15 protein-coding genes and 2 pseudogenes are annotated in these 19,263 nt (G+C 64.7%); 7 read left to right on the top strand and 10 right to left on the bottom strand.

The window, feature by feature from the left end; translation table 11 throughout:
- Window positions 1-34: 34 nt before the first annotated feature.
- The 5 genes and pseudogenes from KNN17_RS18335 to KNN17_RS18315 all read right to left on the bottom strand — a co-directional run bounded on the left by KNN17_RS18335 (window position 35) and on the right by KNN17_RS18315 (window position 5,203).
- On the bottom strand, window positions 35-1,150 hold the full coding sequence (locus KNN17_RS18335; protein WP_241710336.1) for a siderophore-interacting protein: 1,116 nt from the start codon (window positions 1,148-1,150) through the stop codon (window positions 35-37).
- Entirely contained in the window at window positions 1,147-1,986 is an 840-nt protein-coding gene (locus KNN17_RS18330) for an ABC transporter ATP-binding protein (RefSeq protein ID WP_241710335.1), read from the bottom strand. The genes KNN17_RS18335 and KNN17_RS18330 overlap by 4 nt, the downstream gene beginning before the upstream one ends.
- Before the next feature lies 1 nt (window position 1,987).
- Window positions 1,988-3,024: pseudogene (locus tag KNN17_RS18325) on the bottom strand (FecCD family ABC transporter permease).
- On the bottom strand, window positions 3,021-4,118 hold the full coding sequence (locus KNN17_RS18320) for a FecCD family ABC transporter permease (RefSeq protein ID WP_241710334.1): 1,098 nt from the start codon (window positions 4,116-4,118) through the stop codon (window positions 3,021-3,023). The pseudogene KNN17_RS18325 and the gene KNN17_RS18320 overlap by 4 nt, the downstream one beginning before the upstream one ends.
- A gap of 14 nt (window positions 4,119-4,132) precedes the next feature.
- On the bottom strand, window positions 4,133-5,203 hold the full coding sequence (locus tag KNN17_RS18315; protein WP_241710333.1) for an ABC transporter substrate-binding protein: 1,071 nt from the start codon (window positions 5,201-5,203) through the stop codon (window positions 4,133-4,135).
- Window positions 5,204-5,662: 459 nt separating this feature from the next.
- Here KNN17_RS18315 and KNN17_RS18310 point away from each other — a divergent pair, with 459 nt between their 5' ends.
- Window positions 5,663-6,157 carry an FBP domain-containing protein gene (locus KNN17_RS18310; protein ID WP_241710332.1) on the top strand — a complete coding sequence of 165 codons (495 nt, stop codon included), beginning with the start codon at window positions 5,663-5,665 and terminating at the stop codon, window positions 6,155-6,157.
- A 108-nt stretch (window positions 6,158-6,265) separates the two neighbouring features.
- On the opposite strand, the gene KNN17_RS18305 is transcribed toward KNN17_RS18310, so the two are convergent.
- From KNN17_RS18305 to KNN17_RS18295, 3 genes and pseudogenes are all read right to left on the bottom strand, one after another.
- Window positions 6,266-9,730, bottom strand: coding sequence for an ATP-binding protein (locus KNN17_RS18305; protein WP_241710331.1), 3,465 nt, complete (start codon window positions 9,728-9,730; stop codon window positions 6,266-6,268).
- Window positions 9,731-9,936: 206 nt separating this feature from the next.
- A pseudogene (locus tag KNN17_RS18300) lies at window positions 9,937-10,818 on the bottom strand (DUF4194 domain-containing protein); the annotation flags it as partial.
- Window positions 10,811-12,268 carry a DUF3375 family protein gene (locus tag KNN17_RS18295; protein WP_241710330.1) on the bottom strand — a complete coding sequence of 486 codons (1,458 nt, stop codon included), beginning with the start codon at window positions 12,266-12,268 and terminating at the stop codon, window positions 10,811-10,813. The gene KNN17_RS18295 and the pseudogene KNN17_RS18300, both read right to left, overlap by 8 nt.
- Before the next feature lie 245 nt (window positions 12,269-12,513).
- Between KNN17_RS18295 and KNN17_RS18290 the strand changes: the two genes are divergently transcribed.
- Both KNN17_RS18290 and KNN17_RS18285 read left to right on the top strand, forming a co-directional pair.
- Entirely contained in the window at window positions 12,514-12,816 is a 303-nt protein-coding gene (locus tag KNN17_RS18290) for a hypothetical protein (RefSeq protein ID WP_078107308.1), read from the top strand.
- Window positions 12,817-12,881: 65 nt separating this feature from the next.
- Window positions 12,882-14,834: an acyl-CoA dehydrogenase family protein gene (locus tag KNN17_RS18285; protein WP_241710329.1), complete on the top strand. Its 1,953-nt coding sequence runs from the start codon at window positions 12,882-12,884 to the stop codon at window positions 14,832-14,834.
- On the opposite strand, the gene KNN17_RS18280 is transcribed toward KNN17_RS18285, so the two are convergent.
- On the bottom strand, window positions 14,831-15,235 hold the full coding sequence (locus KNN17_RS18280; RefSeq protein WP_241710328.1) for a YchJ family protein: 405 nt from the start codon (window positions 15,233-15,235) through the stop codon (window positions 14,831-14,833). The genes KNN17_RS18285 and KNN17_RS18280 overlap by 4 nt on opposite strands.
- 192 nt (window positions 15,236-15,427) lie before the next feature.
- Here KNN17_RS18280 and KNN17_RS18275 point away from each other — a divergent pair, with 192 nt between their 5' ends.
- Window positions 15,428-16,165 carry a hypothetical protein gene (locus tag KNN17_RS18275; RefSeq protein ID WP_241710327.1) on the top strand — a complete coding sequence of 246 codons (738 nt, stop codon included), beginning with the start codon at window positions 15,428-15,430 and terminating at the stop codon, window positions 16,163-16,165.
- Between the two features lie 90 nt (window positions 16,166-16,255).
- Here KNN17_RS18275 and KNN17_RS18270 read toward each other — a convergent pair whose 3' ends face one another.
- A complete protein-coding gene (locus KNN17_RS18270) occupies window positions 16,256-16,747 on the bottom strand; it encodes a flavin reductase family protein (protein WP_078107304.1) in 492 nt (163 codons plus the stop codon).
- Between the two features lie 245 nt (window positions 16,748-16,992).
- Between KNN17_RS18270 and KNN17_RS18265 the strand changes: the two genes are divergently transcribed.
- The 3 genes from KNN17_RS18265 (at window position 16,993) to KNN17_RS18255 (ending at window position 19,252) form a co-directional block, all read left to right on the top strand.
- A complete protein-coding gene (locus tag KNN17_RS18265) occupies window positions 16,993-18,027 on the top strand; it encodes an aldo/keto reductase (RefSeq protein ID WP_241710326.1) in 1,035 nt (344 codons plus the stop codon).
- Between the two features lie 54 nt (window positions 18,028-18,081).
- Window positions 18,082-18,477: an RNA-binding S4 domain-containing protein gene (locus KNN17_RS18260; RefSeq protein WP_078107302.1), complete on the top strand. Its 396-nt coding sequence runs from the start codon at window positions 18,082-18,084 to the stop codon at window positions 18,475-18,477.
- 157 nt (window positions 18,478-18,634) lie between these two features.
- A complete protein-coding gene (locus tag KNN17_RS18255) occupies window positions 18,635-19,252 on the top strand; it encodes a uracil-DNA glycosylase (RefSeq protein WP_078107301.1) in 618 nt (205 codons plus the stop codon).
- Window positions 19,253-19,263: the final 11 nt, after the last annotated feature.

The raw sequence follows: 19,263 nt of genomic DNA, 5'->3' as shown, positions 1-19,263 counted from the left end.
ACGATATATGTGAGCGGGCGTCGCCAGGGGCGGGCTAGAGTTCGGCTTTCCCCTTGCGCCAGTAGCCCATGAATGCCACCTGTTTCCGGTCGATCCCCACATCCCGGACGAGATACCGGCGGAGCTCCTTGATGACCCCTGCCTCGCCTGCGATCCAGGCATAGAACGGCGAGGCGCCGGCGGGAAGGCCCGGGTTGCGGCTCGCTTCGATCGCGGCCGTGTCCATGCGCAGCGGGGTCTCCCACAAGATGTCCTGGTCCACATTGACGTCTTCGGGCTCGGGCCCTGCGGCGCCATCGAGCGGGACGATGCCCACCCAACCGGGGACGGGTACGGCTCCGCGGACGGCGCTCTTCAGCAACTCGCCATGGGGGCGTGCACGGCCGAGCGCCGCGCCGCGCGCGAGCCATGTGATTTCGATGTCGGCGTCGGTGTCGAGGTCTTGGAAATCCCCTGCCTCTGGTACTTCGAGGAAGGCATGCCCTGTGATTCCCGCGGGCAAGGATTCCAGGATCGCGCTGATGGCAGGGACCGCCGTTTCGTCGCCGCCAAGGAGGACCCGCTGTGCCAAGCCGGGACGCCATTCAATGCCGGAGTAAGTTTCCGCCGTGATGCAGTGGGCTGCCCGATTGTTGGGGCCGATGATCGTGATCGCATCCCCCGGTTTCGCGGCGAGCGCCCAATTAGCCGCGGGCCCGCCCGTCGGGTGAGTCGAACCGCCGTCGACGTCGGACCCCGCCACGCCGCCGCGCGGCCAGCCGCGGGTGCCGCCGCAGTCATGGAAGTGCATCACGAAGTCGACGTCGATCTCCGGGTAGACGGCGTCAATCCTCTCGTTCCGCACAGTGTAGGTGCGCATCGAACCGCGCACGGTGGGGTCCATCGCCAACCATTCCCGGTACCAACCGGCGTCGCCCGTATTGAAGGCAGGCAGGGGCAGGGGGCGGCCGACGCCGTCGAGCGAGGGAATCATGAGCTTGATGCGCAGGTCCAGGGTGTCCCCCGAAACCCCGAAACGGCGCAGGCAATATCCCCCGAAGGTGATGCGGCGGAAATTGGGTCCCAGGTCCTCGACGGCGGTGACGGTGACGTCGAACGCGAGGGTCATCGGCTCCGTGATGGCGTTTCGCACTGCGGCGTCTGCGTTCATGAGGCGAACTCCAATTCGATGGGTGTTGAGGGCGTTGCGGTGTGGTGCCGGCCGATCGGGAGAATGAGAGGAGTGCCGGAAATTGGGTCTGGAACCACCCGGGACTCCAAGCCGAAAACGTCGCGGACCAAGTCTTCAGTGACCACATCCAGCGCCCGCCCCTCGGCGACGATCGCCCCGGCCTTCATCGCGATAACGTGGTCCGCGTATCGCGCTGCCAAGTTGAGGTCGTGCAGAACGATTGCCACGGTGGTTCCGCGGCTGCGGTTGAGGTCGGTCACCAGATCCAGCACCTCCACTTGGTGTGCCAGGTCAAGGTAGGTGGTGGGTTCGTCGAGGAGCAGGACATCCGTCTCCTGGGCAAGGGCCATCGCGATCCACACCCTCTGGCGTTGCCCGCCGGACAGTTCGTCGACGTTCCGTTCAGCAAGCTCAAGCGTTGAAGTGGTCTCGAGTGCGCGTTGGACGGCGAGATCATGCACCGACCGGTCGCCAGTCCTCCAGCTGCGGAAGAACCCTTGGTGCGGATAGCGTCCGCGGCCCACCAGTTCGCGGACGGTGATGCCATCCGGGGCCAGAGGGTGCTGCGGAAGAAGGCCGAGCGTGCGGGCGAGTTCGCGGGCCGGGCGGGAGTGGATGTCCTTGCCATCCAGAGTGACGACGCCGGCGCTCGGCTTCAGGAGCCTGGACAGCCCCCGGAGCAGCGTCGATTTTCCGCAGGCGTTGGCACCGACGATCATGGTCACTTTGCCTTCGGGAATCTGCGTCGAGAGTCCTTCGATCACCCGTCGCTGCTCGTATTGGAGCGTCAAGCCGCGTGCGCTCAGTCGTGCCATGTCAGGCTTCCTTTCGGTTGGACGTGACCAGGAGCCACAACAGGAATGGAGCGCCGAGGGCGCCGGTAATCACGCCGACCGGCAGGACCGTGCCGCTCAGAATCAGGGGCGCCACGTTGTACGCGACGTAGTCGGCGGCGAGGACAATGACGGCGCCCGTGAACGCGGACGCCGGAAGGCTGGGGCGCCCGACAATCCGCCGGGCGATCGGTCCGGCAAGGAACGCGACGAAGGCAACCGGCCCGGCTGCCGCCGTCGCCACTGCTGCGAGCGCGACGGCGGTGATCACCAGTCCGAAACGCACGGCCTGCACCCGGATCCCCAGTCCGGCCGCGGCGTCGTCCCCGAGTTCGAGCATGCGCAACGGACCAGCGAGGAAGGCCAGCGCGGGACCAAGCACCGCGAGCGAGGCGAAGAGGACACCCACGCGCTCCCAATCGGCTGAATTTAGGAACCGTTGAGCCAAATGAGGGCCTCGGAAGCAGTCCGGATGTCCGCCCGGGTCATGAGGAAGTTCACCACCGCCCCCAACGCGGCGGCGATCCCGACGCCGGCGAGGATAAGCCGGTTGCCTGCCGCGTTCCCGCCCCGGCCGCCCGATCCGCCACCTGAACCCCCGCCGCCTCGCGACATGGCATAGATGACGAGCGCGACGCCGATTGCACCAGCCAGCGCCGCACCGGACACGGCGGCACCGGACGCGCCGAACACGACAATGGCCAGGACAGCCGCGGCACTCGCACCGTAAGTGATGCCGATGACGTCGGGGCTTGCGAGCGGGTTGCGGAGCATGGTCTGGAACAGCCCGCCCGAAAGGCCGAATGCCACGCCGATCAGGATTCCCAGCACGGCCCGGGGCAGTTTGTTTTCCATGACGATGAAGCTTGCGCCCGGGATCTTCTCGCTGCCGGTCAAATGGGCCGCCAGGATCCTGAAGAAATCGGGGACGGTTACCGTGTAGCTGCCAAGGAGTACGGTCACCGCGAAGAGGACAACGACGCCGGTGCCCAGGAGTGCGGTCCTGTTGCGGGGGCTCACAGCGACACTCCCTTGCCTCGGCGGACGAGCCAGACGAAGACGGGAGCACCGACGATGGCCGTCATGATGCCCGCGGGAACTTCGCCGGGCAGGAGCACCACCCGGCCGATCACGTCCGAAACCAGAAGGAGGGCCGGGGCGAGAACCATCGAGAACGGCAGGATCCAGCGGTAGTCCGGGCCCGTGAAGAAGCGCATTGCGTGCGGAACCACGAGTCCGACGAATCCGATGGGACCGGCCATCGCCGTGGCTGATCCGCAGAGCAGAACGATGCCGAGCGCGGCCACGCCCCTGGCCAGGGCCACGTTCTGGCCGAGGCCCCGCGCAACATCGTCACCAAGGGCAAGACTGTTGAGTGTCCGGCCACTGCCCAGCACGATCACGGCCCCAAGCAGCAGGAACGGCAACCCGGTCAACACGATGGACCAGTCGGTGCCGGCAATTCCACCGACCTGCCAGAAACGGAAGCGGTCCAGCGTGTCCTGGCTCGAAACCAGGATCACGTTCGTCAACGAGTAAAGCCCCGCGCTCAGCGCCGCCCCCGCCAAAGCGAGCTTCACCGGCGTCGCACCGTCACGACCCAGGGACGCAATCAGATAGACGACGACGGCGGCCGCGGCGGCGCCGACGAAAGCGAACCAGATGTAGCCGCTCGCCCCCGAAATACCGAAGAGGTAGATCCCGGCGACCACGGCCAGTGCCGCCCCGGCATTGACGCCCATGATTCCCGGGTCAGCCAGGGGGTTGCGGGAAACTCCCTGCATCGCGGCGCCGGCAAGGCCAAGGGCAGCCCCTGCCAGCAAACCGAGCACAGTGCGTGGAATGCGGGTGTGGACCACGGCATGGTTGCCGTCCGCGGGGTTGAACTGGGTGAGTGCTTGCCACACGGTTTCAAGGGACATGCCCCGCGCGCCGGTCGCGAGCGAGGCCGCACACACAAGTCCAAGCACGACGACGGCGGCCACCAGCCAGGCGGCTTTCGCGCGAACTGGCTGGTCGTGCCCTTTGGAGTCGCTGTGAGGGGCAGGAGCTGCCAACTCGCGCGCGGGGCCGTCCGCGGAAGGCGGGCCCGCCGTCGTCGTACTCTGTGTCATGTCGGGTGATCCGCTTACTTGGCTGCCGCGTCGGCGCCTTTGGCCAGCTGCGGCAGGAACATGTCCAGTGCCCACGGCAGGCTCAGGGGCGAGGATGCGGAGATTGCCAGAGTGAGGGTGTTGTCGGAGCCGGCAACCAAGGCGCCTTTCTTGATCGCCGGAATCTGGCCGAGCAGGGGGTCCTGCTTGATCTGGTCCGTGGTCTTGGAATCCGGCACCCAGGTCACGAAAACGTCCGAGGAAAGCTCGTTGGCCTTTTCCGCGGACCACGGAACGAAGAACTCCTCGGAACCCTTGCTGGCGTTCTCCACCACGGGGGCGAGCTTCATGCCGATTTCGGACAGGAAACGCGGACGGTTGTCGTTGGCTGTGTAGACGTTGACGCCGTCGCCCTTCGCAGGCTCAAGGTTGCCGTAGATGAAGGATTTGCCGGCGAGCTGCGGGAACGCGGAGACCTTGGCCTTGATGGTGGCCTCGGTGTCCGAGACGAGCTTGGCGTCCTCCGGGCTCTTACCCAAGGCCTTGCCGATGATCGTGGTGGCTTCCTGCCACGGCGTGCCGTACGCGAGTTCGGGCTGCGCCACGACGGGGGCAATTTCCGAGAGCTTCTTGTACTCGGCTTCGGTCAAGCCCGAGTAGGCGGCAAGGATGACGTCCGGGGCCAGCTTGGCGACCTCAGTGAAGTTGATGCCGTCTGCCTCGGAGAACTGGACCGGGGCCTTCGCGGTGCCGAAGCCGGCGCCCAACTTCTCCAGCGCTGCGTCCTTCCAGGGAGTGGAGCCCTTGTCATTGTTCCCCCAGGCGACCTTGGGCACCCCGACCGGTACGACGCCGAGAGCCAAGGCGACATCGTCATTGACCCACGAGACGGTCACCACGCGCTGCGGTTGCGACTTGATGGTGGTGTCGCCGAAGACGTTCTTGATGGTGACCGGGAACTGGCCGCTTGAGGCCGGCATGGTGGCTGAACCGGCGGTGGTTGAGCCCGTTGAGCAAGCGGTGAGGGACAGTGCGACGGCGGCAAAGGCTGCCGTCGCTGAACCTGCGGTCTTCAGCAGGGCACGGCGTGAGGGGCGGGAAGCCACGGGACTCCTTAGGTAAGTGATGCAAACCTAAGTAAGGCTAGCCTACCCTTTCGATAATTACGAAACGTTTGAATCACGTAATTACTTTTGTACTGCCCAGGCCTCCCAACGCCCGCTCACCTATAGCCCCCCGGGGGTTGTTGGACACCAAGGACGACCTTTGCAAAGATGACAGAGCCGGTTGATTCAATGAACTGCGCCGGGGCCGTAAACGCGGTAAAGATCGAGAGGATGAGCATGCGCACTGCACACGTTGGCGCTGCCATGGTTTGCGAGGTGGCCGTGTCGGCCTACTTGGCGTCTCCCCCTGCGTCGGCCATCCCGCTCGGCGGCAAGGGAAACTAAACCCACCGCCCCCGCACTAGATTCACGCGAAGGCTTTCTTCGCCGCGCCCTCGGATCGCCAGACGCCAGCGTCCTTCCTCTTCGGAGCCCAAAACGATCTGAAAGAACTTCGCCGTGCAGAAAATCACCGCCCAGCAAATCCGTTCCTCATTCATCAATGCGAGCCGCTCGGAGGCCGCCAAACTCAACCTCCCGAAGGACTTCAATTCCCTAGACTGGGACAACCTCGAATTCCTTGGCTGGCGCGACGAGAAGATGCCGATGCGCGGCTATCTCGTCCTTCCGAATGAGGGTTCCCTCACTGGCATCATGCTCCGCGCGCCCGAGGGAGGCTCCGGCAAGAAGCGTTCGGTCCTTTGCGAACTGTGCCGCGACGTGTTTTCCAAAGACGATGTTTACCTTTGGGTTGCCAAACGCGCAGGCCAATCGGGTCGCGACGGCAACACGGTGGGGACATTGATCTGCGCGGAATTCGGTTGCTGCACCAACGTCCGCAAGGAGCCCCCGGCGAATGAGATCAATCCGGACCCGGCCGCCGTCGTCGTTCGCCAAATCGCCGGACTGCAGTCCCGGACCGCCCAGTTCCTGGGGCGGGTCCAAGGAAAATAGGCGCCCCGCGGACGCTCGCTCACCTCAAGTGAGCGGGCGTCCGTCCAAACCCCACATAGGTGAGCGGGCGTCGGCCGGAAGCGCGACATACGTGAGCTAGCGTCGGGGCTAGCGGAGCACGATGTCCACGGGGTTGGCCTCGGAACGCCATTCGCCGGGCACGCCGGGGCCGCCGATGACGGGAGCAGTGAGCACGCCGGAGCGGTTGGTCCGTTTGTCGCGCAGGATTTCGGTGACCGAACCAAGATGCCGGGAAAGGTCGATGACGTTTTCGGGCGCGGCCAACAACAATTGGAAACCGAACTCGTGCAGGGCCTTGATGCCCGCACCGGCGAACTCCTCCGAGGCCAGGACGAACGCCTCATCCATCATCACCGTGCCGTAGGTCGTGAAACCCTGCTCGGCGATGCCCAACTGGTAGCTCAGGGCCGCGGCCATGATGAACGCCGTGAATCTCTGCCGCTCGCCACCGGACATCGAGCCGGTGTCCGCGTGCATGTACACCTCGGTCTTCTTGCCACCCCGCGGGCCTTGGACGGAGCGGTGTTCCTTGCACTGGATGAAGAGATGCCCGCGGACATCCAGCACTTCGGCTCGCCAACGCCGGTCCTCGGGGGTCTGCGAACCGAGCCGTTTGACCAGCGTCTCGAGCGACTTGTAGCGGTTGGTGAGTTCGACGTCGTCGTCCGCTTCTGGCGGAACGCCGGCACCCGAAGCTGCGCCCGCCGCGCGGGACGGCCGCGAGTGACGCGTCTTCAACGCGTTGTGGATCGCGTCCTTGAACTGCTTTGCGGTGGCGGGCAGCGTCTGCTTGATGTCGAGTTCCAGGAAGCTCCCCTCGTGGAAATTGACCTCCGATAGGATGCCGTTGAGGGGCAGGATGCGGCTGGTGATGGCGCGGCGTTCCTCGTCGAGCAGGTGGAGCAGCGTGCTGAAGGATTCGTGCGTGCGCTGGTTGAAGAACTGCCGGAATTCGGCTTCCTGGGCGGGCAATCCTTCGCTGACGATCTGGTGGTAACGGGACTCGAACTCCCCCGCGGCGCCAATCGAAGTGCCATGGTCCGCGGAAATCGCGGTGCCCCATTCGCGCACGAATCCTTCGAACATGCGCGTCAGCCGCTCGGCCAGCGCCTGCCCGCGCGACTCGGTGGCGTGCAGTTCGGCCAGGAGCTTGCTCCGGACTTCGGCAGCCAGGGTGTCCAGTTCGTGGAGCTCACCTACCGCGCCGAATGCGCTGAAGTACGGCTCGAGGGCAGCGGCGGTAGCGTCCGACGGCGGCGCCTGGTCCAGGCGGTTGCGTGCAGCGTCCAGGAGGGCGTCAGCCGTGGTCATCTGCTGGTCGAGCGTCTTGTATTCGCTCTGCAACACCGCCGCCGACCCTGTGGAGGACTGGTGCTTTTCGCGCACGGCCTCGATGTTTGCCCGCAGGGGTTCCAAGTCGGCCTGCGCGGCCAAGGCGTCCTTGAGCCGCTGTTCGATCCTCGCGAGCTCCTCCGCGGCCACCGCTGCGGAGACCTGTTCCCAGCCACGCTCATCGTCGGCGATGCGGCGCAAGGCTTCGAGCTGGCGCGTCATGCCCTGGTGGGAATCTTCGCGGCTTTGGGCAAGTTCCGCGGCCTTCAGAAGCTCGTTTTCGAGCTCGCCGACCTTCGCGGCCACGAGCTCCAGCTTGGAAGCGTTGTCGAAGCCGAGAACGTAGTCCTGCCGGCTTGTGAAGCGGTCGTCCTTCTCGACGGTGTGCCTGTTGCGCTTGACCACTCCGCCCAGGCTCAAGCCTTTGTCCAGCTTCGCGAGCTCGTCCGGGTCTTCGACGCAGGGGTAGGCGAAGTCGACGGCGATCCGCTCACGGATCCATTCACCGGCGTCGGCGTTCGCCCCCAAGGTGAGGATGTTCAGCTTCGTCAGCAGCTCGCCGTCGGACACGTCCTCCACAGCCAAAGCGCCGCCCGCGAGCGGTTTGGAGACGTCCACTGCCCGCAGCGCGCCGCGGACGGAGTTGTCGTTGAGATAGCGCGTGACGGCTGCAAAGTGCTCGCCCGGAACCAGCAACGTCGTGGCGAGGTTCCGCAGGGCGCGCTCGGCCGCGGGCCGCCACTGTTCCTCGCCCTCGGCGAGGTCGATCAGCTCGCCTCCAAACGGCATGCGGTCCTCGGGAACGCCGGTGGCTGCCGCGATTGCGGCGCGGTTTTCGATGCTCGACGGCGGCAGCAGGGACTTGCGCGTCTTCAGCGAGACGAGTTCCTGCTGGGCTGCGGCGAGCTCGCGTTTCTTGGTGGCGTGGCCGTCGAAGGCTTCGAAACGGAGTTCCCGCAGCGCCTCCGAATCGTCCTTGAGTTCGGCGGAGCGGCTCGCGGCCTGCTCGTGGGCCTTCTCCCAACCCTCAGCCGTCCACTCGAGGTTGAGTCCGGCGTCGGCCAGTGCTTGGCGGGCCGCTTCCTCCACCTGCTGGCGGAGCTTGAGGCCGACCCGGGCATTTTCGAGCGACTGCTCGATCGCCGAAATCGCGTTACCGCCCTGGTTGTTGTAATCCGATTCGAGCTGGCGAAGGTCCCTGGCGAGCGCGTCCCGGACGCCTCGTTCAGTGCTGAGCTCCTTGGCTTTCGCCTGGGCAAGCTCCTTGAAACGGGCCAAAGTCCTGGCATGGACCGTGACCGAGAGCTGCTGCTTGTACGCGTCGAATTCTTCGCCGCTGAGCTCCCGGAGCCGGTTGGCCTCCAGCAATGACTGGGCATACTCCTTGTTCATCCCGGGCACGGGGGCGAGCTGGTCGCGCTGCTGGCGAACGTCCTCCAGCCGCTGCCTGATGGACATGAGGTTGCTGAATTCCTCGACGACGTCGTCCGCAGCCGTAAGCGTCGCCGGCGCGTCGAGCACCTGGTCGCGGAAGAACGTGTTGACGCTGCCTCCCAGCCCCTTGCCGGCCTGGATCACCCGCAAAAGCGGGAGCGCCTGGTCCGAGTTGATCCCGAGAAGCCGGCGGAAACGCTCCGCGAAGGCCTTGTGCACATCGAAGATCTGGGCGTCCGGGAAGATGGTCTCCAACGCGCCCTTCGTGAAGCGCTTCTCCGCGATTCCCTCAATCGCGCCGAGATCCAGGGGCTTGTTGTCGATCAAATAGAACCGGCCGACGCTGGACTCCGTGCCGTTCTTGGGCAGGTCAAAGAGGGCCGAGATGGTGGTCTTGGTTCCGGCCGCGTTGTCGAACGTCAGCGCGACTGCGGACCACGTGGCACCCGGTCGCTGGAAGGCACTCGCCGAACCCTCGCCCACGGCTTTGTCGCCCACTTTTCCACGCATGTACGTGAACGTGGTCCTCTTGTCCTCCACAGCCCCGCCGGCCCGCTGTGCAGCAGCCTCGTTGGAGCGCGGACGGGCATCGAAGACACGCAGCATGGCATCGAACAACGTCGACTTGCCGACGCCCGAATTGCCCGTGAGTAGGGTGCCGTTGCGGTCCACGTGCATCGTGTGGGCGCCATGGAACGTGCCCCAGTTGACCACCTGGACCAAGGCGAGGCGCATCTGGCCCGGGTTCGTGAGTTCGCCGATCGGAAGCATCGTCGCTATGGTCACTTGGCTGCCTCACTGGTGGTCTTCGCTGTTGTGGTCGCGTAAGCCTCCGCGGTGGATGCCGGCCCCGCCCCTGCGCCGCGCGGCTGATCTTCGATCAGCTCAGCGCGCGGCTCCGACAGGCCCGATGCCACTCCCGGGCCGGCATCCACCGCTGCGGCGAGTTCGTCACCGTTTGTGTCGTCCAGGTCGGGGTCAGGGTCGGACTCTGCGTCGCCGTTCGAGTTTGTGTCGCCGTCGTCGTCCGCGTCTGGTAGTTCGATCAGGGGTTCCGTACCTGATTCGTCGGCGGCTACTGCGATCAGCGCTTCGATTTGGGCCGGGATGTCGCCGATGTTTTCGAAGGGGAGGGCTAGCGGGAGGGCCCTGGAGATCGCGAAGGTGTCTTCGATGCCCGTGGGCAGGAGGAGTTGGCGGGCCAGGAGCTTCGTGACCGTGCGGTTCACGACGTCGGTGTCGCGGAGGGCGTCTTGTTGGCCGGATGGCTGGTAGTGCGCCACGAGTTCGGCGATTTCTTCGCGGGTGATCACAGGGTCCGTCTGGGCCGTGACGTGGCGGTCGAGGAGGAGCCTCAAGCGCAGAAGCACGATGGTTTCCACCCGGCTCAACGCGCGCTGTTGGCGCAGGATGCTCGAACGGGTGCTTCCTCCGATGGCTTCGGGATCGACGGGTCGGAGCACCGCGATCTTGCGCTCGTGGTCCAGTTGCAGGTTCAGGAAAAGCTCGGAAAGCCTGCTGCGGAGGATCACTTGGTTGTCCAGCAGGGTGGTCCAGAGCTTTTCGTCGCGACCGCCGTCGACGTAGGGGCCCTTGAGTAGCCGCACGAGGGCCTGCCGGACCTTCATGGGCAGCACGCCGGTGTCGCCCGGGAACAGCGCAGCGCCGTCGACGAACGTGTCGCGGGGCGTGACCCGGAACGGGTCCGGGTGGACATGTCCATCGGTGGGCACATCCCGACGAGCATGTCCGTCTTCCGCCCCAGTGAAGGAATGCGCATGTCCATCCTGGGAAGTCTCGGAGCGGACATGCTGCGTTATGTCCACCCCTTGCTCCGAAGAGGGGGCATGCTCGGTGGGGTGGGCGTCAGTCATCGGAATCCTTAGTCAGCGTCACGAGCGGCAGGTACGCGGTGCGCGTGCTGCCATCGATTTGTTCGAAGTCGATGTTTTCCCAGGCGCCCCGGTCGAACGCCGCGCCACCGTGCAACGCTTCGGACAGGAGTGCCCGGACGGTGTTGATGTGCCGTTCTTCCTCCGGGAGGTTCGCCCAGGCCCCGGCCAGTGTGGAGGCGCCCGCCATGGCAGAGCGGACGACGGCGGGCCTTGCCTTAGCGGAACGCAGCGAACGGACCCGGTCCGAATCGCTGAAGGCGATCGGGTCGGCGAGCTTCGGCGGCGCAGCGAACTCGTCCGGATCGAAGAGCTTGACCATGGCGAGCGATTCGAATCCCGCATTGAACAACACCGGGCCGCGGACCAGGCCGGGACGGTCGCGCTCGTAGGGCATGGACCGGATAGCCTGTTCGGCTTCGCGCAGGACCTGCCGGAGCCGGACGGACTGGCGGATGTCGTCGCTCTGGATGTAGTTGTTGAGGCTTTCGGACAGCCGGCCGTAGATGCGCTGGATCTGGCTGTGCTGGGTACGCAGTTCCGCCACGAGGTTCTTGAGGGTTTCGCGGTCCTCATGGCTGAGGTCATCCGCGAATTGTCGGCTCAACACGTCGCCGATCGCCGACCGGAAGCGCAACTGTTGCTGCGGGTCCTCAAGGAATGCCGTGAAGGAGCGGAACGTGCGGCCTTCGGGACTCTGCCGCAGGCGCTTATCCGCCTCCAGCACCTGCGCCATCGTGGCACCCTTGCTGAGCGACTCCTCGATGATCTGGTTGCGGAGCTCGCCCACCAGTTCTTCGATGCGGTCACGCATCTTCTTGTAGTCGGCAGGCAGGCTCGCCGCAAGGTCCAGGATGTTCCCGGCGGCCTCCACGGCTTCCTCATCGTCCAAAAGACCGTCGAAGTCGCCGGAACTGATGTCTTCGATCAGTTGCTGGCGCTCCTGGATCTCCTCTTCGAGGGATTCCAAGCGGGCGCTTTGGTCCGGGTTCGTCTCGTTGGCGAGCTTTTCGACGTCGCCCAAGAGCGTCCCGAGGCGGGAACCGTTGAGGGTGGACCGTTCGCTGGACAGGCTGTCCAGGAATGCCAGGACGCGCGCGGCGGCCTCGGTGACTTCGTAGACGATCTGGCCGGACTGGCTGCGACGGGTCAGGAACTGCTTGCGGGTCCATTCGTCGGCAAAAGCCTTGCCACTCCCCTGCCCGCCCAGCCCGGGATCCTGCCTGCGGAGCTGATCCAGGAAAGCATCGACGTCGGCGTGGAACTCCTCGAGCGGAAGCTGCGGCCTCGTTCGGGTGAAGGATGCCTGGAGCACCGCGATGACCCAGGGCGCCGAGCGGGTGAGGGCCCACGCGGGGCCTTTGGTCAGGAGTTCGAGGTCTCTGAGCCGTGCGCTGATGGCATCGGCGGAGGACATTGCTGAGCGGGACACTTACTCTCCTTCAGCTGCCGCGGAACCTTCTGGCAGCGGAAATCCCGAAAACTGCCCCGTACAAGGTTAACGCAGGGTGCGTCGCAACCCTTCCGTGATCTACCTCCCAGTAGGGTTTCGATCGCGTATCAACCGGCGCGACGCCGGTGTCGTTGCTGGCTGAACCGCCGATGCCGACCCTAGTGTCTACACCAACGACGCCGACACACCGACGTCGACTTTGGCAGCGTTGCGGAGGGGACCCAATGCAGTTCGACTTGACGACCTTAGACACCAGCACTTACGTCTTCGTGGGAACACTAATCCTTGGCCTGGTTCTGGCAGCCTTCATCGCGGTAGCCGCCATGGCCACGCTCGCGTTGGTCGGAGCCGGAAGCCTCGCCTGGTACACCGTGAAGAACGTGCTCGGCGGGCTGGTCCACGGCATCAATTTTGCGTGGGACCAGCTTGTCCACCAGGCCGGAAAGGTTGAACTTCCGGTCGATTTCCCAACCCAAACCGCCCCTAGCACAGGTACCTACCCGCGAGTAGCATTGAGGGACAGCTGAAGGGTCCACCACCCGAGGCGGATCCTGGGCTCGAAACCGGCACAACCGGCAAGAGGAGTCCTCCCATGACCTCCGCCACCGACAACAAGAGCAACGGCGTCACGGCCGCAGAAGCCCGCGCAGTCGCCGAGGCCGCCCGCGACACCGAATGGAACCGTCCGAGTTTCGCCAAGGGGCTGTATCTGGGCGACTTCGACCTGGGACTAATCCATCCATGGCCCCAGGCAAAAGCCGAGGACGTCGAGCGCGGCGAAGAGTTCATGGCGAAGCTGACGGAGTTCTGCGGCACGATGTCCGGCCGCGTGATCGAACGCGATGCCAGGATCCCGGACGATTACCTTGCAGGCCTCACCGCGTTAGGCGTTTTCGGCATGAAAATTCCGCGCGAGTACGGTGGCCTGGGCCTGTCGCTTGTCTATTACGGCCGGGCGTTGGCGCTGTTGGGATCAGTCCATCCCAGCCTTGGCGCCCTGCTGTCGGCCCACCAGTCCATCGGCGTCCCGGAGCCGGTCAAAGTCTTCGGCACGCCCGAACAAAAGCAGGAATACTTGCCGCGGTGCGCCGCCGGCGCCGTCACGGCCTTCCTGCTGACAGAGCCCGACGTCGGCAGCGACCCCGCCCGGATGGGCTGCACCGCAGTGCCAAGCGACGACGGCGAGTCTTACGTTTTGGACGGCGTCAAACTTTGGACCACCAACGGCGTGATCGCCGAACTGGTAGTGGTCATGGCGGTTGTTCCTTCCCGCACTGCTCCCGATGGAACGGTGCTCAAGGGCGGCATCACGGCGTTCGTCGTGGAAATGGACTCCCCCGGCATCACGGTGGAGAACCGCAACGCCTTCATGGGCCTGCGCGGCATCGAGAACGGCGTGACCCGCTTCCACCAAGTCCGCGTGCCGGCAGCCAACCGTCTCGGCCGCGAAGGCCAGGGACTCAAGATCGCGCTCACTACCCTCAACACTGGCCGTCTCTCCATCCCCGGCCTCTGCGTGGCGGCGGGCAAGTGGTCGTTGAAGATCGCCCGCGAATGGTCCAACGCCCGCACGCAATGGGGCCGTCCGGTCGGAAAGCACGAAGCCGTCGGCAAGAAGATCGCGTTCATCGCCGCCACCACCTTTGCCCTGGAAGCCGTTTTTGAACTTTCCGCCGAGATGGCCGATGCCGGCCAGAAGGATGTGCGGATCGAGGCCGCGCTGGCCAAGCTTTGGTCCACTGAGCTGAGCTACACGGTGGCCGATGAGTTGGTGCAGATCCGTGGTGGCCGCGGCTTTGAGACGGCGGACTCCTTGGAGGCCCGCGGGGAGCGTGCCGTGGCCGCCGAGCAATTGCTGAGGGACATGCGCATCAACCGGATCTTCGAAGGCTCGTCCGAGATCATGCGGCTCCTCATTGCCCGCGAAGCCGTCGACGCCCACCTTTCGGCCGCGGGCGAGCTCGCTTCCGCGGACGCGACGCTTCAGGAAAAGGCGCGTGCCGCCGTCGGCGCCTCGGGTTTCTATGCCAAATGGCTCCCCAAGCTGGTGGCCGGGGCGGGCCTGGATCCCCGGTCCTACGGTGAGTTCGGGCGTCTCGCGAAGCAACTGAGGTATGTGGAGCGGGCTTCGCGGAGGCTCGCCAGGCAGACGTTCTACGGGATGGGCCGCTGGCAGGCGAGGCTCGAATACAAACAAGCGTTCCTCGGCAGGATCGTGGATATCGGAGCTGAGTTGTTTGCCATGGCAGCGTGCTGCTCAAGGGCCGAGATGCTGCTTCAGACCGCACCGGAGCGAGGCGCGGCGGCGTACGAACTTGCAGAGGCCTACTGCGAGCAGGCCCGGATTCGCGTGGATGGATACTTCGATCAGTTGTGGCGGAACACCGACGACGTCGATCACGAGTTGTCCTCGAACGTGCTCGCGGGCGACTACGCCTGGCTTGAGGCCGGAATCCTTGACCAATCAGAAGGAACGGGCCCATGGATCGCCGACGCCACCCCGGGCGCGTCGCCGAAGGAGAGCCTGCACCGGAAGTACCGCTAGCCGACGTCGCCGTCGAGATAGTACCAACGGCGCCCGATCCGCTTAAAGCGGCTGTTTTCGCGCTGGACTCCGCGTTCGCCGTCGGACCTGTAGTGCGCCGCGAACTCGACGGTCCCGTCGGCGTCCAGGGGACCGCCCCGGCGCGTCGCCAAGATGTCCAGCCGGCGCCATTCAATATCCGGGTCCAGGTCCAGGGCGACGGGCCTCGTGTCAGGGTGCCAAGTGCGCAGAAGGTAATCGCCATCGAGGACCACAAAGGCCGAGTAGCGCGAACGCATGAGCTGTTCCGCCGTTGGCGCATCGGCGTCTCCGCGGTGGAAGCGTCCACAGCATTCGGTGTACTGCTCCCCCGACAAACAAGGGCAAGCGCCTAGGCGGAGGCGGGCCGGATCGACTGGCATTGAAGCCCTATCTGGAAGAGAACATGAGAGCTAGGTAACAAATTTTGTCACAGCAGATAACAGCTTCGAAACAACCTCGGCGAGCCGGAGTTTGGCGGATGATTCCTTACGATTTCGCCCTTAGGCTAGAAGACATGCCCGCAGACCTTCGGTCGCGGCGTCCACCCCACAACTCTGGCTTGAGGAGGCTACGTGGAGGATCCAACAACACTTGGCCTCAATCTGACTTTTTTCGGAACTCTCGGGGTGGCTTTGCTGATGTCCCTTGGTTTGGGCCTGCTGATCGTGGTCACCTTGGTGCTGGCCGGCGTCGCGAAGCTGGTTTGGATCATCCTGCTCGCCATGGTGGGGATCTTCCCGAAACGCCATGCCGAACCGGTGGTACACCTGCCCCCGAGGCCCCGGCGCACCCCCTCCCCGCTGGCGGATTCCGAGGAATCGGCGACGGCGGAAGACTTACTGGACGCGGGGCTTTTAGTCCCCCGGAAATCGCGTCCTGGAATCATTGCGACCGTCAGGTTGCTGTGGTCTTCTGTCCGGAACGTCCCCTGGAAGTCGCTCGTCAACCCCCGGACGTGGCCTAAGCCCGCCCAGGTCAAGGCCGGAATCACGGCCGCAGCCACAACCCAGGCCAAAGAACATCCCTTTGTGGTTGCGGTGAAGCAGGATCCTCTGGCCATGAACAGCGAATGGGCCGCCGCCGTCGCCGAGGCTGACGCCAGGGCCGCGGCCCGCGAAGCTGAACGGGCGCAGGAAGCGGGAGCTTCTGACAACGAACCGCCAGCTTCCGGCGAACCCGCCGGAAGGAACGCCGCGGAGTCGTCCGAGACGTCCGCGCCGGTGCGCGAACACCGGGAAGACCCCCATGGCGGCAAGCCTGTCTCGTCCGGCCGCGTGACGGCCTCTGCTGGGGCGCGCCCCAGGGCCTAGCGTCCGCAGCGCCCAACTGACTCGCACTAGGTGTCGTTTTGACGCGCGAAAACGACAACAAATGCGAGCTAGTTGGGGCCGGACCCAAGCTCAGGCGGCCAATTGCCTGAACCCTGCCCCGTGGTAGATGAGGGGCTCGGCGTCATGATTGATCTCCACGGACTTCACTTCGAGGACGACGATCGCGTGGTCGCCCGCAGGGGTTTCCGAGACCACTTCGCATTCAAGCACCAGCGCCGCGCCGTCGATCGACACCGCACCGGCGTCGCTCGTTGACGTCGTGAGGCCCGAGAACCGGTCCTGGGTCCGCGAAGAGAGCTGCAGGCACACGGCTTCCTGGCCCTGGGCAAGGATGGAAACACCCAGTCGAGGGGCGCGCCGGAGCTTGGGCCACGTCGTGGAGGAGTTCTGCACCGCAAACATGACCAGGGGTGGTTCGAGCGAGACTCCCACGGTGAAGCTCGATGCCACCAAGACCTCGGGCGCAAAGCCGACCAGGGCACTGAAGGCCGCCACGCCTGAGGGAAATTGCGCGAATGCCTGCTTGATCGAAGCGGCTCCATCCACCGTCGCCTGGGTCATGGCGGGTTCCTTCCTCTGTAGTTTCGTGCCTGCCTTTCTACTAATTCACTCGATGCCGATAACGGCAATATTTGTGTATTCACGTGTCGATTGAAGTCAATTCTTAATTCGTCATGCGCTGTTTTCATTACCCCGCAATACGAAAAGCGAAGAATTTGTACGTTTTCCGAGTGCGCCGGCCACGACATGTGTAGCGTCGTGTCAATCCATTGCACAGCCTTGATTTTTCACGGAGGAAGCCGGAGATGAGCCTCAACGAGCTTCGAACCCTGGGACGCACAGGCGCCCTGATCAGCCCCCTTACCCTGGGAACCCTCAACCTCGGGACGGGTTCGGCGCCCACGGGCGCCGAAGAAAGCATCCGCATCATCCATGCGGCGCTCGACGGCGGCATCACCAGCGTCGACACCGCCGACATCTATTCCCAAGGCGGGGCAGAGGCTATTGTTGGCCGGGCCCTTCATGGCAGGCGTGATGACGTTTTCCTTTCCACGAAGTTCCACGGGCAAATGGGGCCGAATCCCGCGCATGCGGGGAATTCCCGGCGCTGGATCATGAAAGCAGTAGAGGGCAGCCTGAACCGTTTGCAGACAGACCGGATCGACCTTTACCAGGCGCACCGTCCGGACTACAACACCGACGTCCTGGAAACCATCACGGCCCTCAACGACCTCATCCGGCAGGGCAAGATCCTCTACTACGGAACGTCGGTGTTCACGCCGTCGCAGCTTGTGGAGGCCCAGTGGATCGCCACAACGAACCACCTCATACCGCCCGTGGTGGACCAGGTGCCCTATTCCTTGCTGGTCCGCGCGAATGAGCGCGACGTCTTCGCGATCACGCAGCAGTACAACCTTGGCGTGCTCAGCTATGGACCGCTCGACGGCGGCTGGCTCTCCGGGAACTACCGCGTGGGAGTTCCCCAGCCCGAAAGCTCCCGCGCGTCCGCCGTTCCCGGGCGCTTCAACGTCTCGGCGCCGTTCAACAGGAACAAACTCCTCGCAGCCGATGCCTTGGGGCGCGTCGCCGAACGGCATGGACTGACCCTCATCCAGCTTGCTGTCGGTTTCGCATTGAATCATCCGGCCGTCAGCAGCGTGGTCATCGGTCCGCGCACGGAGGACCATCTGGTCGATTACCTCAAGGCCGCGGATATCGTCCTGAACGAAGCGGTCCTGGATGCCATTGACGATATCGTCGCGCCCGGTACCAACTTCCTGGAACGCGACGCGGGTACGGTCGTCCCGCACCTTGAATACGCGGAACTTCGACGCCGGTAATCGGCCGCGCGGACAATAGTCCAGGCTGTGCGCCGACTATACTCGTTCGCAATCATGACTAGCCTTCCGACCTCCGCCCAAACATCAAAAAGCGGCAATGTGCGCATTGACGCCTGGCTTTGGGCCATCCGTGCTTACAAGACACGCTCCGCAGCCACAACCGCGTGCAGGGCGGGGCACGTGCGAATCAACGGGAACCCGGTCAAAGCGTCCCAGTCTGTGATTATCGGCGACACCATCCGTGTACGGCAGCCCGGCTTCGAGCGCATCCTTGAGGTCCGCGGGCTCATTGCGAAAAGGGTTGGCGCCGAAGCAGCGTCCCATTGCTTCACCGACCACACCCCCGAGCGCCCCGCCGCGCCGGCACTCGGGCTGCCTCAACGCGACCGCGGCGCAGGACGGCCCACGAAGAAGGACCGGCGCGACATGCAAAAGCTCAAGGGACAGTAGTAACCCGCACTAATGGCCGGGCGGGAAGCTCGCCGCGCCGACCGGCGTCGGGCAGTTTTGTCCCTCGGCTCAGCAGGAGCGTGAGCGACGCGCAAAGCGACGGCGTAAAGTGGCAAGGGACGCCGATTCTGGACGCCGCGCTGCCGAAGGAGAGAACGTGACCATTGACTGGGACGAAAAAAGGGCCTTGCTACAGGAGCCCAACATTGCTGCCGTAACGCAGCTGTGCGACGAACTGATGGCCAAAAGGCCTGGTTCTTCCGTGCCTTACATCGATCCGGTGCATGACGAAGATGAGTGCCGGATCGTCACCCTCCAGACCAGCCCGGGGCGGGCCCCCACCTCGGGTTTCGTATCGCACCTCAATGACGACGACGCCGCCCGACGTGCGCAGCTGATCTATGACTCAGCCGACTTGGACGTCCGTTATGTCATGCCGTGGAACTGCTACCCATGGGTCCGCGACCCCGAACTGCCCCCGGCACTGAGCGCACAAGAGAAGACCGACGGTCTCCGCCCGTTCCGCCAGTTCCTCAAGATCAACAAGAGGGTTTCCGCTGTCGTCGCGCACGGCGCGGAGGCCGCCGCTTTCCTGGCACTCTTCGAGAAGACCTACCACTCGCCGCTCCGGCAGCACGGGATCAAGGTCTACAAGGCCAGCGCACTCGGTGGCCGGGCTTTTGCCCTGTCCGAGGCGAAGCAGCAGGAACTCCTGGCCAAGAACATCGAAACCTACAGGGACGCGATGCAGAGGGCGGGCATTCAGCACCTGTAGGGCGGGGAAGC

This window comes from Arthrobacter bambusae (assembly GCF_022606295.1).
Taxonomy (GTDB): domain Bacteria; phylum Actinomycetota; class Actinomycetes; order Actinomycetales; family Micrococcaceae; genus Arthrobacter; species Arthrobacter bambusae_A.
Note: the sequence above shows the minus strand (reverse complement) of the source record. Positions and strands in the feature narration are given on the sequence as shown.